The sequence below is a fragment of the Enterobacter sp. N18-03635 genome (assembly GCF_004006055.1).
Taxonomy (GTDB): Bacteria; Pseudomonadota; Gammaproteobacteria; order Enterobacterales; family Enterobacteriaceae; genus Enterobacter; species Enterobacter vonholyi.
Genome location: NZ_CP034769.1, coordinates 632,318 through 645,411 on the forward strand (window position 1 = coordinate 632,318; position 13,094 = coordinate 645,411).

Consider the following 13,094-nt stretch of genomic DNA (forward strand, 5'->3'; position numbering starts at 1 on the left):
TATCGCATTAAACGCGGCGTGTTGTGGCAGAAAATGGGATGGATCAGGAGATGAAATTAACGCCTTGTTTCAGCACCAGATCGCAGGCTTTGGTTTTCACCTGTTTTGCCAGAGAAGAGTTGCCGAGGGTGCTCAGATTCAGCTGCTGCCCGTTTTGTGCGTTAAGCAGGCCCTGAATGCCGTCCATATAGTTGGTGTCCGCTTTTTGCTCCTGGGTATCCAGACCCAGTTTACCCAACACCTGGTTTTTCACGTTTTGCGCGTCGGTCACGGAGGCCAGCTTTTGCTTCGCGCAATATTCCAGAATCCCCGCCGCGTTGTTCATCGTGCCTGCACTCAGACTCTGGGAGCTGTTGCCCAGCAGGCTGGTAAGAGAAGAGGCGGAGAGTCCACCCTGAGAGCTGCTGCTCTCTTTGGTCAGCTCATTTGCTGCGCTTGACAGGGACTCCTGCCAGGACGCCGCTTGCGCTGCGCCGGTCACCAGCAGCGCGCCTAAAAAGGTGCTGATTAGAATCTGTTTTTTCATTATGGCTCTCTCAAAAAGGTCCGTTTTGGGCCGAGGGGTTCCAGTATATACCTATGCCCTGTCGGCGATTCCTGGAACTGTCTTAATACTCTTTGCCGGTGACGCGGCTGCGGTAGCTTTCCCAGTCGAAAATGACATACAGGCTGTTACCCAGCTTCATGCGGTCCATGACGCGTTCACCTAATAAGCGGGTCATTTCGTCGATGTTGTGGTTCGTCAGCATGCCGGTGGGGCGTTTGGACGAAGAGCGGCGATCGACAATCTGGTTGATGATCACTTTTTCATAGCGGGATTCCGTCTGAACGCCAATCTCGTCGATGACCAGTAAATCGACATTGCTTAAATCATTAAGCAATTGCTCTTCACTGGTTTCGCGGTTGCTGAAGGTGTCTTTCATCGCGGACATGATATCGGCCACGGTGATGATGAGGACCGATTTACCGCGCAGAAGCAGCTCGTTGCAGATGGCGGCAGCAAGGTGATTTTTGCCGGTGCCCGGCTTGCCGCTAAAAATGAAGCTGGCGATATTGCCGTCGAATTCATCCACGTACTGACGGGCGGCGGCAAGGGCGTTCATCTGCCCGTTGGTCTCAATTTTATAGTTATCGAACGAGCAGTTCTGGTGCAGGGGACGGATACCGGAACGGTTAAAGGTGCGCTGCATTTTCATTGCCCGATTTTCGCGGGCAAGCGCGGCGGCGCGGATCTTGCCTTGCTCTTTTTGCCACGCCAGCAGCTCTTCACCGGTGGTGAAAGCAGGCTTCACGTTGGCAGGCATCATTTTTTGCAGACGTTTCATCAGGTCGCCGACGTTCTTCATTTCGCACCTCGGAATCCGCTGGGGATCTGTTTATCCGGTTCTGAAAACGCGTTGATGTCGCGTTTTGGCTGGCCATTGTTGCCGGCGCGAGTAATTTGCAGATGACGCGCGAGCTTTTGCTGCCACTGAATATGGGTGAAGACTTTACCTTCCGCCTGCCACCAGGCAGTAAACGCGGCAAGCTCTTCCGCGGTGGCCGGTTGGGTTAACGCAATCCCCCACAGCGCGGCCTGCCGCTGAAAATCCGCATCCGGCTGCCAGCCCGTGTAAAGAGCAAATTTTCCCATTGGAACGGTCACGGGAACGTTGACCGGCTCATCAAAGAACTGGTTGTCCAGCGTGACATCGCTCGCCGGGCGTGACAGTTGCGCTTCAATCTCCAGAAGCTGTGCCAGACGTTCCGGTGTGATTGCGTAAAACGCCGGCGCGTTGTCGGCAAAAACGGCAACCGTGCCGCCTTCAGCGTGGGTCAACACACCGCGTGGGTCGCGCATAAAGGCATCAATGCCAGCAATGCTGGTGGTCAGAATTCTGGAGGACATAACGCTTACTCTACTGATTACTACGGGCGTGATATGGGCTTATGGTAGCACATAGAGGGGAAAGGGAAGGAGGGGATTTCCCCGGTGGTGCTGCGCTTACCGAGGCTACAGTCGTAGGCCGAATAAGCGCAGCGCCATCAGGCAGTTATCACGCAATGATGTTCAGCGTGACGTCGATGTTGCCGCGGGTCGCGTTAGAGTACGGGCAAACAATGTGTGCTGCATCGACCAGCTTTTTAGCTTCCGCAGGATCCATACCTTCAACATGGATGTTCAGCTTTGCTTCGATACCAAAACCGGTTGGCAGCGGGCCAATCCCCACTTCGCCTTCAATAAAGGCATCTTTTGGCAGGGTGAATTTGTCGCGTGCGGCCACGAACTTCATCGCGCCGAGGAAGCAGGCAGAGTAGCCCGCAGCAAACAGCTGCTCAGGGTTAGTCACTTCTCCGCCCATGCCGCCCATCTCTTTTGGCACACCCAGTTTGACGTCCAGTACGCCATCGGAGGAGGTGGCACGGCCGTCACGGCCACCGGTGGCTTTTGCTTTGGCGGTATAAACAACTTTTTCTAAAGACATGGCAGGTTCCTCATCTTGTTTTGATATGTGCTATTAAATAGCGTGCGATATATATGGGCAAATAATAACGCCTAAAGTATAGCGTTACGCGCGGTGTAGCTGTTGTCGCAAAAGTTCGAGCTCCTGTTTGAGCGTCACCAGAGTGTCAGTATCACACTGCGCTGCGCAACCCACCGCATCGGGGATACCCCGTGCCTGCTGCTGAAGTTCACGTCCCGTTTCACTCAGGGTGACGGCGACCTGACGTTCGTCTTTACGCGAACGGTGACGGTTGATTAGGCCGGCACTTTCCAGCCGCTTCAACAGCGGCGTCAGCGTCGCAGAGTCCAGAAACAGCCGTTCGCCGATGTCCGACACCGTTATGTCATCCTGCTCCCACAGCACCAGCATCACCAGATATTGCGGGTAAGTCAGGTTCAGCGGTGCCAGCAGCTGCCGGTACAGCTTATTAAGCGCCAGATTTGCCGAATAGAGGGCAAAGCAGAGCTGGTTATCCAGCTTGAGCGCAGCGGTTGCGTCGTTCGTTTTCGCGTTCATGAGATGAATATAGATAGTGTGCAATTTAATTGCAAGCAATTTTATGGGCAGGTGTAACGGAGCGCTACCTGAACGGCCATTTTGCGGTAGTGCTCGCGCTGAGCCTGTTCGTCTGCGCCATCTTCAAACAACAGCGTAAAGGTGTAGCTGTTGGCAACGTAGTGAAAGCTGAAGCTGCTTATCAGGCGGTGAAGATCTCGGGCGTCAACGGTCTGGCTGAATAGCTGTTTTTCTTTGCCCCGGTGCAGGATGCCCTCCAGCAGGTCGAGCGCGCTACGGTTGACCTGACGAAGATAGTTCGACTGCTGCATAAAGCGGCCGCGCTGCATGTTTTCCATGCAGATAATCCGGATGTAATCCGGATGGTCGGCATGATAGTCAAAGGTAGCTTCAACCAGATTGACCAGCGCTTCGACGGGAGGCATTCCCGCCAGGCTTAGCGCTTTTTCACTGGCGCGAATCTGAGTGTAAACATGTTCCAGGACCAGGAGATAGAGGTTCTCTTTATTCTTAAAATGGTAAACCACCATGCGTTTGGTCGTACCCGCTTTCTCCGCGATCTGCTCCATGCGGGCACCGTTCAATCCATACTCGGCAAAAAGCGCGATGGCGCTCTGAAAGATTTTCTCTTTCAGGCTAGATTCTTCGCTGTGCTCGGGGTGTTCGCTGCCAGGGTTAGCCACATCCTTTCCTTATTTTCACCAAACGGACCAGAAGGATTATCTCCACGGCAGCGAAATAACACAAATATCAAACGCGTGGGCGTTTGCGGTACAGCCACAGCCCGGGGATCGACAGCCCGATAGAGAGCGCGCCAACGATGGACGACGCCTTAAGAAAGTTGCTCAGGAGGAGGATCATCTGAGGTTCGGTGTAGCCAAAATGGCTGATTTTCACCGCGGAAATCATCGCTGTGTACGCAGATATGCCCGGGAACATCGGGATAACGGCGGCGACGGTGAACACTTTGGGATGCGCCAGATACCAGCGTGACCACTGGATGCCGATACTGCCAACCAGCATGGAAGCCATAAATGTTGACCATTCGATGTTAAAACCCGCCGTCATCATCACCATTCGCGAGCCATGACCAATCGCGCCCAGCAGTGCACACCATGGCAACGCGCGTTGCGGAACGTTAAATACCATCGCAAAGCCGACGGCAGGAATGGCGGCCAGAAGCATGTCCTGTGCCAGCGCCAGCAGAAAATCTATCACGCCCATCCGCGTAACCCCCAGAGTGTCATGGCCATGACCACGCCGATGCAGGTCGCCAGCGTCAGCAGGCTGGCAATAGCCCAGCGTGCCAGACCTGTATTGATGTGCCCTTTAAACATGTCGGCGACGGCGTTTATCAACGGAAAGCCCGGGACCAACAGAAGCACGCTGGCGGCCATAGCAATCGTCGGGGTGCTGGCAAACTGCGGCAGGCGCAGCAGCAGACCGGAAACCGTGGTGGCGACAAACGCGGTAATACAGAAGTTAATTTGCGGATGCAGCTGTCGGTGCGTCAGCAACTGACGAACATACATGGCGATACTGCTGGCGAAAAAGGTGACGATCGCACCGTCCCAGCCGCCTTTATTGAGCTTACAAAAGCAGGCGCACGACAGCCCTACCATCAACACGACAAGCCAGCGCGGATAACGTAATGGCTTAATTTGGCTGAACCTTTTTTCAATCTCCCGAAGTTCGAGAAGCTTATGTTCAGCAAGGATGACGATGTGCTGCACTTCGGTCACGACGTGCATGTTAATGCCACGGTCATGGTTTTTGCGGGTGGAGGTCAGGCACTGACCATCTTTAATCGTGGTCAGCACAATGGCGTTGGATGAAATAGCGCTTTCAACGCTATCCATACCCAGCGCCAGTCCCAGTCGGGTGGAAAGCTCCTCAACCAGCGCGCTTTCCGCGCCATGCTGGAGCAGAAAAAGACCGCACTGGATACATAGCCGCGTGATAGCACGCTGCGTTGACCGATCTGCCTGCATGTATTGTCCTGAAAAAGGGTGAAAGTTGCCGGTTGGGCCATAGCAATTATTTTTAACACAAAGTGCAGTGTCTCTTGCTGTGGGCCAGATCAAGGTTTATGCAAACAGTTGCCGTCCCTTAGTGCGGAAGAGCTTGGGATTAATTTATCATTTTCATGAATAATTAATATTGAAAGATAAGTTATTTATATTTAGTTATTCTAATTTTATATTGTAGTTATTTTAATGGCACTGCAATTAAATTTTGTTTCGCTTTGTGAGATATTAGTGCTGTTTAGGCATTTCTTATACTAAGAATACATCTCATCTTCTACTTGTATTAACCTGCATTACACTCAGGGACAAAAATACTCATACGTTGATGCGTTTTAACGTTACTCATCAAATGAAGAATGGACACGGAGGGTCTATGTTGTCTTTGCACGGTAAGCATAGCGTTATCATCAGCCGGATACCTGTGATGCAAAACGGGTTAGGGGGCGTGATGACTCGCCATTTCCCCGATTTTGAATTGACCTATTGCAACTCATTGCAGGAGTTAACGCTGCTCCAGCTACGCCGCGCTGACGTCATCATTGCCGACATTTCAGGCGAATACTGGAATCCTCGAGGGGCGCTTGAAGAGTATTTCAGTTTATTGAATCAATACCGGAATATTCACTGGATCTTTTTAGTTTCGCGGCCACTTAACCCTATTGCCGTTGAGTTACTTGTGCGCCCTGAAAGTACGTTGCTTTCTGATATGGAACCCATTGAAGGCCTGGTTAACGCTGTACGGGCAGGTCGCGAACGCGCAGAGCGAGTAAGCCAGATGTTGTTAACCCCGGAACCTCTAAGTTCAGAGGAGGAAAACGAACATGTTATCGCGCTCACGCACTCCGAACGCAAGGTATTGAGACTGTTAGGTAAAGGATGGGGGATCAACCAAATCGCCACATTGCTCAAGAAGAGCAATAAAACCATCAGTGCGCAGAAAAACAGTGCGATGCGACGACTTTCATTACGCAGTAACGCCGATATGTACGCCTGGATAAACAGTACACAGGGAATGCGAGAGCTGAGTTTGATGTCAGCCTATGGAGAGTTCGAAGAATGGAAAAAACCGATTCAACAAGCCATATTGCCATCGTCGAAAATTGCACGATGAGTGCTGTTGGGCTAAAGCATCTTTTTGCGATGCCCGGCCTAAATCATTACCAACTGCATCTGTTTAATGAATTTGACAGTTTTAAGAAAGCACTTCAGCACGTCAATTTTTTCTCGCTGATCTATTCATATTCCGATGCGCGGGAAGAGCGTCGTAGCTGCCTGGCGCACCTGCGGGATTTTGCGTTTACGCATGGTCATATCCAGCGCATCATCCTGGTCGCTGACGAGATGGAAGCAAGATTAATTAGCTATCTTTCCCCGTCACGCCTTCACGGTGTGGTTAGTAAATCGCTGACGCTTGAGCTCCTGCAGAAGGAACTCATGGTGTTGTTGAGTGAAACCTTGTGCATCAATGACAATATGATGAATCACTGGTACCGGAGTCAAAGCAGAATGTTAAGCCCAACGGAAAGGGCAATATTGCGTTATATGTCTTGCGGGTATTCCATTCCTCAAATCGCGGCACGGCTTGAACGCAATATTAAGACCATCCGGGCGCATAAGTTTAATGCGATGGTGAAGCTGGGGGTGAACTCTGACGTAGGGTTGCTCGATGCGGCAGATATTATTACCCACCTTTCGGCAAGAGAACCGCGAAGTCCGACGCTTAGCAAGCCGACCTTTTTATAACCTGCCTGTTGCGCGCCAGACAGGCTCTGGCGCATCAATCAGATGCAAACATCCACCCATTTTGCGGAAGTCAGCTCTGCCATTCTGTCAGGTGAGATACGCACAGCGCTGTGAATTGCGCCTGCGGCGGGCAGCACTTCGGCGTACTGCTTTAACGAGACATCGCAGTAAACCGCGAGCGGGTTTTCCAGGCCAAACGGGCACACGCCCCCAACGGGGTGACCGGTTATGGTCACCACTTCATCACTGCTGAGCATGCGCGCTTTTGCACCAAAGGTGTCTTTCAGCTTTTTGTTATCCAGACGCGCATCGCCTTTCGCTACCACCAGAATCACCTCATTTTTCACCTTTAGTGACAAGGTCTTGGCGATTTGTCCCGGTTCCACACGGTGGGCGGCAGCAGCCAACGCAACGGTAGCGGTACTCTGGCTAAGTTCAATGACGTCTATATCCGGCGCGTTGTCGGCAAAAAACTGCTGTACAGACTGCAAACTCATTGTTTCCTCCTGACAAATATCCTGCGTAATCTGTCATAAGAATTTATGCTCTGTAAATATCTCTTCAGTAACAAATATACCGAACGGCTGATTTCTGGATCCTCTTCACAATCACGGAAACCGGTTACAGTAACCGGTTGCAGAGCGTGATGCGTCGATTAATACTGAGTACGTAACGTCCCCTGTATCTAATAATAAGAGCAAATTATGAAACCATTCCGTCTTAGCAGTACTACTGGTACACAAGCCAGCAAGGTTGTGAAGGTGATTTATGGAACAACGTGCGGCGCAAATGTGCCCGTAACAAACGTCTGACAGGAGATCTGCCATGTCTGCCAACCATGCTGCGTTTAACCTAATATTCCGTTTTGTTGAAAATTACGTCAGCCCGATTGCCGGGCGGATCTCTTCCCAGCGTCATGTGATGGCCATTCGTGATGGGTTCATCTCCGCGATGCCATTCATGATTGTGGGTTCATTTTTGTTAGTGTTCGCATACCCGCCATTTTCGCCTGATACCACCTGGAGTTTCGCCCGCGCCTGGCTGGATATGGCGAAGCAGTTTGAAGGTCAGATCCTGACGCCGTTTGATATGACGATGGGCATTATGTCCATTTATATCTGTGCGGCCATTGCCTATAACCTTGGCAAACACTATGTCAAATCGCACCAGTTAGACCCGTTTATGTGCGCCATGCTGTCGCTGATGGCATTTCTGCTGGTCGCGGCACCGAAAACCAAAGGCACGCTGCCTGTCGACAGCCTGGGTGGAACGGGGATTTTTACCGCGATTCTGGTGGCGATCTACTGCGTTGAGATGATGCGTTTCCTCAAGGCGCACAACATCGGTATTCGCCTGCCAGACCAGGTACCTCCGATGATCAAAAACTCTTTTGATCTGCTCATCCCTGTGCTGGTGGTGGTCTTGACGCTTTACCCTCTGAGCCTGGTCATTCAGTCTCAGTTCGGCATGCTGATCCCGCAGGCCATTATGTCGGTCTTTAAACCTCTTGTTTCCGCAGCGGATTCCCTGCCTGCGATCCTGCTGGCCGTGTTGATTGGTCATCTGCTGTGGTTCGCCGGGATCCACGGAGCCGCCATCGTCTCCGGGATGCTTCAGATGTTCTGGCTCACGAACCTCGGCGCGAACCAGACCGCTCTGGCCGCCAGCCAGCCTCTGCCGCATATTTTTATGGAGGCGTTCTGGACGTTCTTTATCGTGATTGGCGGGTCGGGCGCCACGATGGGGCTGGTGATTTGCTATCTGCGTAGCCGTTCAGCGCATTTACGCTCTATCGGACGTTTGAGCGTGGTACCCAGCTTCTTTAACATCAATGAACCTGTCATTTTCGGTACGCCGATTGTGATGAACCCGGTGTTCTTTATTCCGTTCCTGCTGGCACCGATGGTAAATGCCGTGCTGGCCTGGGCGGCGATGACGTTTGACCTGATTGGCCGCGTCATCTCAGTAGTCCCTTGGACAGCACCGGCGCCAATAGGTGCAGCGTGGGCTCTGGGCTGGGATTTCCGCGCGGCTATTCTGGTTGTGGTTCTGGCCTGCGTATCTGCAATCATCTACTTCCCGTTCTTCAAAGTATACGAGAAACAGCTGCTGGAGCAGGAAGCGGAAGAAGCGCAGCGTAACGCGGAAGAGGACAATCAGCAAGTGGCATAAGTAAAAACAAAACGGCAACGCATGTTGCCGTTTTTAGTGTTTATTCCCTCTCCTTGTGTGAGAGGGTTTAGGCCGGGCCCGGTTTTGTAGGCTCGGTAAGCAAAGCGCCACCGGGCAATTCACTGCTCTACTTCAGCGTACAGTCCCCACACTGCTTAACGTCCGGCAGGCGATAGCGCTGGCAGCAGGTGCGGCGAACCAGAAGCCCATCACGGAGCACGACGGTGCGGAATAGCGGGTTGTCACGGCCATCGGAAAGCTGTTTTGCAAAGAAACAGGACTGACGCAGGGCATCAACGTTCTCATCACCAAGCAGAGGCTTCATTTCCGTTAAATACCAGTGGATTAAATAGCCCGTATTGCTCCAGATAAGCTTTGCGTTAATCTCTCCCGTCGCTTCAAGCACTTCCACCACCGGGATCAGGGCCTGGATGATAAGCTGCTCCATACGTTCCTGAGCCGTCAGGCGTTCAGCGTTCTGGTCTTCGTGGAGATCAATCCAGAAACAGGCCGCACGCCCGGTTTCGTGGAACTCGACGTGGAAATTATCCGGCGAGAGTTCCAGCATGCTCTTCTGGGTTAACAGCGCCAGCATGAGGGGGGGCACCATCAGCCCGATATACCACTGCGCCCATAGAGAGAGCAGGGGTTTATTTTCCCGCGTAAGGGTGGGCTGATTGCGATAGATATGGTCGGAATAGGTAGCCAGCAGAGACTGCAGTTTTGTCGGGTGACGCCACTCTGAGAGCGTCATGGCGTGATTCGGGTGCGCTTCATCAAGCCGGATGAAGTCCAGCAGGTGGGCGCGCGTCTCCGCAATCTTATCCCGTACGGCATCCGCAAGCGAAACATTCCCGCTGGTGAGGGGCGCTCGCCAGAGGAGTGGTTCGACGATGTGTGCGGTATGCGTAGCCATAGTATAGATAGAAATCTAAATGATAATGATTGCCAATCCTAACTATTGCTTATACCAATGGCAAGACTTTTGTCCGGGTGACATCGTCGTGATGTTTAAGCCGTCTGCAGCTCTTCACTCAGCAGAATGTTATTGCGCCCCATATGCTTGGCTTCATAGAGGGCTTTGTCCGCTTTTTCCAGCGCGCCTTCTACGTCTTCATCCTCGAAAATGGCAATACCAATGCTGATGGTGACGTTTGTCGCTACGCTCTCGTTAAACAGATGCGGGATTTTCAAATCGTAGACTTTCTGACGGATCCGCTCGGCCGTCTGGCGAGCATGTTCGAGAGAAATATTCGTCAACAGCACCATAAACTCTTCCCCGCCAAAACGCGCCACAATATCGCGAGAACGCACGGCGTCGCGGATTGCCGCAGAGACACGCTTCAGCGCCTGGTCGCCCATCATGTGGCCATAATGGTCGTTATAGGCTTTGAAGTGATCGATATCCATCAGCAGGACAAAATGCTCGCCATTTTCAACCGTCGGCAGATTCTCCAGACGGCTTTGCAGACCGCGACGATTATAAAGCCCGGTAAGCGGGTCCATCATGCTGAGATCGGTAAGGGTTTCTCGCTCTTCCAGAAGACGTGAGAGCAGCTCCTGAGCAAAACGGTCGTTACGTGTTTGCAAAATGTTATGAATAGCAATTGCCACCACAGGAAGTGCGAAAGAATAGGTCATTCTCAGCCATATATCGTGATCGCTTAACCACAGGCAGACAATAAACGTAGGCAGTGAGTGCAGCGTAAAGGCTTTGATATTACTGGCGAATGCCAGCGTTCCGATAAAAAGCACCGTTAATAGGGCGATTAACAAATACGTCGCGTGATCGTGGGTAATTAAGGCGAATTTAGACACAATTTGCCAGGCCCACAAAATACCGAATATCCCTGAAACAACAGGAATATTTATCTTCCGCGCGCGCTTTCTCCAGTGCCAGACGAACAGGCCGGTGCTGATGGAGAAAATAGCAATAAGTGGGGCTGATAACAGGCGTACAGAATTGAGCGGATTTGTTACCGAGAACACTGCCGAGGTTGCGTTCAGAAATAAAAATAAACGTAACGACAATTGATATTTTCTGTGAACCAAAGACCGCCAGGATTGTGATGTCATAGTCGTGCGTTTTTATTAAAATTTAATTAAAACAAATAAGTAGGTGCTGTATCGCAATAAAATATGAAAAAAACTCAAAGAGTAATTATCAGAAAATCTTTAGATGTTGTTAACAGGTGTGCAATTTATCACCTTAGGCAATTCCTGTCATTACGGGAAAGGTAAAGGACGATGGATTTTGATTCATTCAGCTGACAAATGATAATCCGTGTCATATGATATTGGTTATCATTATCGCTTTGAGAGGGCAGAGCATGTTGAACAGGGCGCTTGGCAGTGGTTGGGGGGTATTGCTACCGGGAGCCATTCTCGGCGGGTTGACGTTTGCCGATCTCTCCCTTGATACATGGAAAGCGATCATTGTGTCAGGACTGTTAGTCACGTCAGGCATGATCTGGCATAAGCAACTGCGCCACTTTGTTTTACTACCATCATGTGTAGCACTGGTCAGTGGAATTCTGGTGATACTGATGAGCTTGAAATAACAGGGAAAAGAAGAGGAACTACAGAAGGGATGTAAGATAATTGGTGCGAGGGGGGGGACTCGAACCCCCACATCCTAAGGACACTAACACCTGAAGCTAGCGCGTCTACCAATTCCGCCACCTTCGCACAGTCATCTTACTATTGTTGATATCGCCTCGTTGGTGCGAGGGGGGGGACTCGAACCCCCACATCCGTAAGGACACTAACACCTGAAGCTAGCGCGTCTACCAATTCCGCCACCTTCGCCCAGTGCGAGCAATATCATTGTGATTTATGGTGCGAGGGGGGGGACTCGAACCCCCACATCCGTAAGGACACTAACACCTGAAGCTAGCGCGTCTACCAATTCCGCCACCTTCGCATACCATCGATACTGTAAAAGTATCGTAACCACGGAGGCGCATTCTAGATGTTTTCAGCTTTACGTCAACAGAAAAGTGCGCGCGACGCCTTGATTGCTGCAAAAATGGCCGATGCAGGCGCCATGCGGAGCCGGATGGTGCTTGCACTTATCCGGCCTGCATGAGTGGAGATTACTTTTTGGCCTGACGCGTCATCACGGTACGGTAGACCTTAAAGCGGCCGGTCTGGGCGATCACTTCGTGGAAACCGAAGGTTTCGTCAAGCACTTTCGGGTACGCCAGGAAGGCGTTCGCGACAATACGCAGCTCACCGCCGCTGTTGAGGTGACGGACCGCGCCACGGATCAGCGTTTGCGCGGCTTCCAGGCTGGTTTCCATACCGTCGTGGAACGGCGGGTTAGAGATGATCATGTCGAAGCGACCGGTGACGTCGGAGAAGACGTTGCTGGCAATCACCTCGCCTTCAATACCGTTTGCGGCAAACGTTGCGCGGCTGGCTTCTACCGCCGGAGCGCTCACGTCACACAGGGTTAAGCGCACTTTTGGTGAATGGCTGGCGAGCACGGTAGAGAGCACGCCCGCACCGCATCCTACGTCCAGCACTTTGCCTTTGGTGTGCGGCGTCAGGGTGGAGAGCAACAGCTTGCTGCCCGTATCCAGCGCGTCGCGGCTGAACACGCCCGGCAGGGTTTTGATGGTCAGGCCGTCAAGCTGGTACTCGTCCCAGTAAGCCTGCGCATCAAACGTTGTCTGTTTTTCCAGACGGCCATGGTAGAGACCACAGCGGCGAGCGCTGTCGACTTTATTCAACGGCGCGTAGCCTTCCAGCATCTGTTCAGCGCTACGCACGCCGCTGCGGTTTTCACCGACCACGAAAATATCGCAGCCGACCGGCAGCAGGGAGAGCAGGTTCATCAGCTGGAACTGGGCCTCAGGTTTATTCTTCGGCCAGTAGTAGATCAGCGTATCGCAGTCGGCAATATCGCTCTGCTCTGCCACCAGGCTAAAGCGCGCGCGCTCGCCCATCTGGCGGCTCAGCACCTGCCAGTGGTGGTAGTATTGGGTATGGGCACGGCTTTCAGCACAGTCGAAACGCGCAGGCAGGTCATCCTGCATATCTCCGGCAAACAGAATACGGCTTTCTTCGAAATCATCACTGTGACGCAGCAAGACTTCACTTGCCGGGGTAAATGCAGACATGAATTGTTCCTCAATAAACTCAGGCG

General features: G+C 52.1%; 16 protein-coding genes and 3 tRNA genes. 4 read left to right on the top strand and 15 right to left on the bottom strand.

Features of this window, described 5'->3' with window-relative positions; translation table 11 throughout:
• Nucleotides 1-43: 43 nt before the first annotated feature.
• The 8 genes from ELK40_RS03695 to ELK40_RS03730 all read right to left on the bottom strand — a co-directional run bounded on the left by ELK40_RS03695 (nt 44) and on the right by ELK40_RS03730 (nt 4,993).
• On the bottom strand, nt 44-526 hold the full coding sequence (locus tag ELK40_RS03695; protein WP_073001066.1) for a DUF2501 domain-containing protein: 483 nt from the start codon (nt 524-526) through the stop codon (nt 44-46).
• Between the two features lie 82 nt (nt 527-608).
• Nucleotides 609-1,346 (bottom strand): DNA replication protein DnaC, encoded by a 738-nt coding sequence (dnaC, locus tag ELK40_RS03700; protein WP_014168503.1) that lies wholly within the window; start codon nt 1,344-1,346, stop codon nt 609-611.
• Complete coding sequence (gene dnaT / locus ELK40_RS03705; RefSeq protein WP_127729538.1) at nt 1,343-1,888, bottom strand: primosomal protein DnaT; 546 nt, start codon at nt 1,886-1,888, stop codon at nt 1,343-1,345. Before dnaT ends, dnaC begins: the two co-directional genes overlap by 4 nt.
• A 148-nt stretch (nt 1,889-2,036) precedes the next feature.
• Nucleotides 2,037-2,465 (bottom strand): organic hydroperoxide resistance protein, encoded by a 429-nt coding sequence (locus ELK40_RS03710; protein WP_023310299.1) that lies wholly within the window; start codon nt 2,463-2,465, stop codon nt 2,037-2,039.
• A gap of 84 nt (nt 2,466-2,549) precedes the next feature.
• Nucleotides 2,550-3,002: a MarR family transcriptional regulator gene (locus tag ELK40_RS03715; RefSeq protein WP_127729540.1), complete on the bottom strand. Its 453-nt coding sequence runs from the start codon at nt 3,000-3,002 to the stop codon at nt 2,550-2,552.
• Nucleotides 3,003-3,043: 41 nt separating this feature from the next.
• Nucleotides 3,044-3,685, bottom strand: a complete 642-nt coding sequence (locus ELK40_RS03720; RefSeq protein WP_111964103.1) for a TetR family transcriptional regulator — start codon at nt 3,683-3,685, stop codon at nt 3,044-3,046.
• 67 nt (nt 3,686-3,752) lie between these two features.
• Nucleotides 3,753-4,226: a threonine/serine exporter gene (locus tag ELK40_RS03725; protein ID WP_020885295.1), complete on the bottom strand. Its 474-nt coding sequence runs from the start codon at nt 4,224-4,226 to the stop codon at nt 3,753-3,755.
• Nucleotides 4,217-4,993, bottom strand: coding sequence for a threonine/serine exporter ThrE family protein (locus tag ELK40_RS03730; RefSeq protein WP_115876516.1), 777 nt, complete (start codon nt 4,991-4,993; stop codon nt 4,217-4,219). Before ELK40_RS03730 ends, ELK40_RS03725 begins: the two co-directional genes overlap by 10 nt.
• 409 nt (nt 4,994-5,402) lie before the next feature.
• Between ELK40_RS03730 and ELK40_RS03735 the strand changes: the two genes are divergently transcribed.
• Both ELK40_RS03735 and bglJ read left to right on the top strand, forming a co-directional pair.
• Nucleotides 5,403-6,140, top strand: a complete 738-nt coding sequence (locus tag ELK40_RS03735; protein ID WP_115876514.1) for a LuxR C-terminal-related transcriptional regulator — start codon at nt 5,403-5,405, stop codon at nt 6,138-6,140.
• Entirely contained in the window at nt 6,137-6,772 is a 636-nt protein-coding gene (gene bglJ / locus ELK40_RS03740; protein WP_127732727.1) for a DNA-binding transcriptional activator BglJ, read from the top strand. The genes ELK40_RS03735 and bglJ overlap by 4 nt, the downstream gene beginning before the upstream one ends.
• Nucleotides 6,773-6,810: 38 nt before the next feature.
• Here the strand turns inward: bglJ and ELK40_RS03745 are convergent, their stop codons facing one another.
• Nucleotides 6,811-7,269, bottom strand: a complete 459-nt coding sequence (locus ELK40_RS03745) for a YbaK/EbsC family protein (RefSeq protein WP_115876508.1) — start codon at nt 7,267-7,269, stop codon at nt 6,811-6,813.
• Nucleotides 7,270-7,597: 328 nt separating this feature from the next.
• Between ELK40_RS03745 and ELK40_RS03750 the strand changes: the two genes are divergently transcribed.
• The gene (locus ELK40_RS03750; RefSeq protein WP_115876505.1) at nt 7,598-8,944 is read left to right on the top strand and encodes a PTS sugar transporter subunit IIC; all 1,347 of its coding nucleotides are present in this window, start codon (nt 7,598-7,600) and stop codon (nt 8,942-8,944) included.
• 127 nt (nt 8,945-9,071) lie between these two features.
• Here the strand turns inward: ELK40_RS03750 and fhuF are convergent, their stop codons facing one another.
• Nucleotides 9,072-9,860, bottom strand: coding sequence for a siderophore-iron reductase FhuF (gene fhuF, locus ELK40_RS03755; protein WP_127729542.1), 789 nt, complete (start codon nt 9,858-9,860; stop codon nt 9,072-9,074).
• Nucleotides 9,861-9,955: 95 nt separating this feature from the next.
• On the bottom strand, nt 9,956-11,020 hold the full coding sequence (locus tag ELK40_RS03760; RefSeq protein ID WP_029740020.1) for a diguanylate cyclase: 1,065 nt from the start codon (nt 11,018-11,020) through the stop codon (nt 9,956-9,958).
• Nucleotides 11,021-11,235: 215 nt separating this feature from the next.
• Here ELK40_RS03760 and ELK40_RS03765 point away from each other — a divergent pair, with 215 nt between their 5' ends.
• Nucleotides 11,236-11,505 carry a DUF1435 domain-containing protein gene (locus ELK40_RS03765; RefSeq protein ID WP_206529377.1) on the top strand — a complete coding sequence of 90 codons (270 nt, stop codon included), beginning with the start codon at nt 11,236-11,238 and terminating at the stop codon, nt 11,503-11,505.
• Between the two features lie 41 nt (nt 11,506-11,546).
• Here ELK40_RS03765 and ELK40_RS03770 read toward each other — a convergent pair.
• The 4 genes from ELK40_RS03770 to rsmC all read right to left on the bottom strand — a co-directional run bounded on the left by ELK40_RS03770 (nt 11,547) and on the right by rsmC (nt 13,068).
• Nucleotides 11,547-11,632 (bottom strand) — tRNA-Leu (locus ELK40_RS03770).
• A gap of 33 nt (nt 11,633-11,665) precedes the next feature.
• Nucleotides 11,666-11,752 (bottom strand) — tRNA-Leu (locus tag ELK40_RS03775).
• 28 nt (nt 11,753-11,780) lie between these two features.
• A tRNA-Leu gene (locus ELK40_RS03780) sits at nt 11,781-11,867 on the bottom strand.
• Between the two features lie 172 nt (nt 11,868-12,039).
• A complete protein-coding gene (gene rsmC, locus ELK40_RS03785; RefSeq protein ID WP_127729544.1) occupies nt 12,040-13,068 on the bottom strand; it encodes a 16S rRNA (guanine(1207)-N(2))-methyltransferase RsmC in 1,029 nt (342 codons plus the stop codon).
• Nucleotides 13,069-13,094 lie beyond the last annotated feature (26 nt).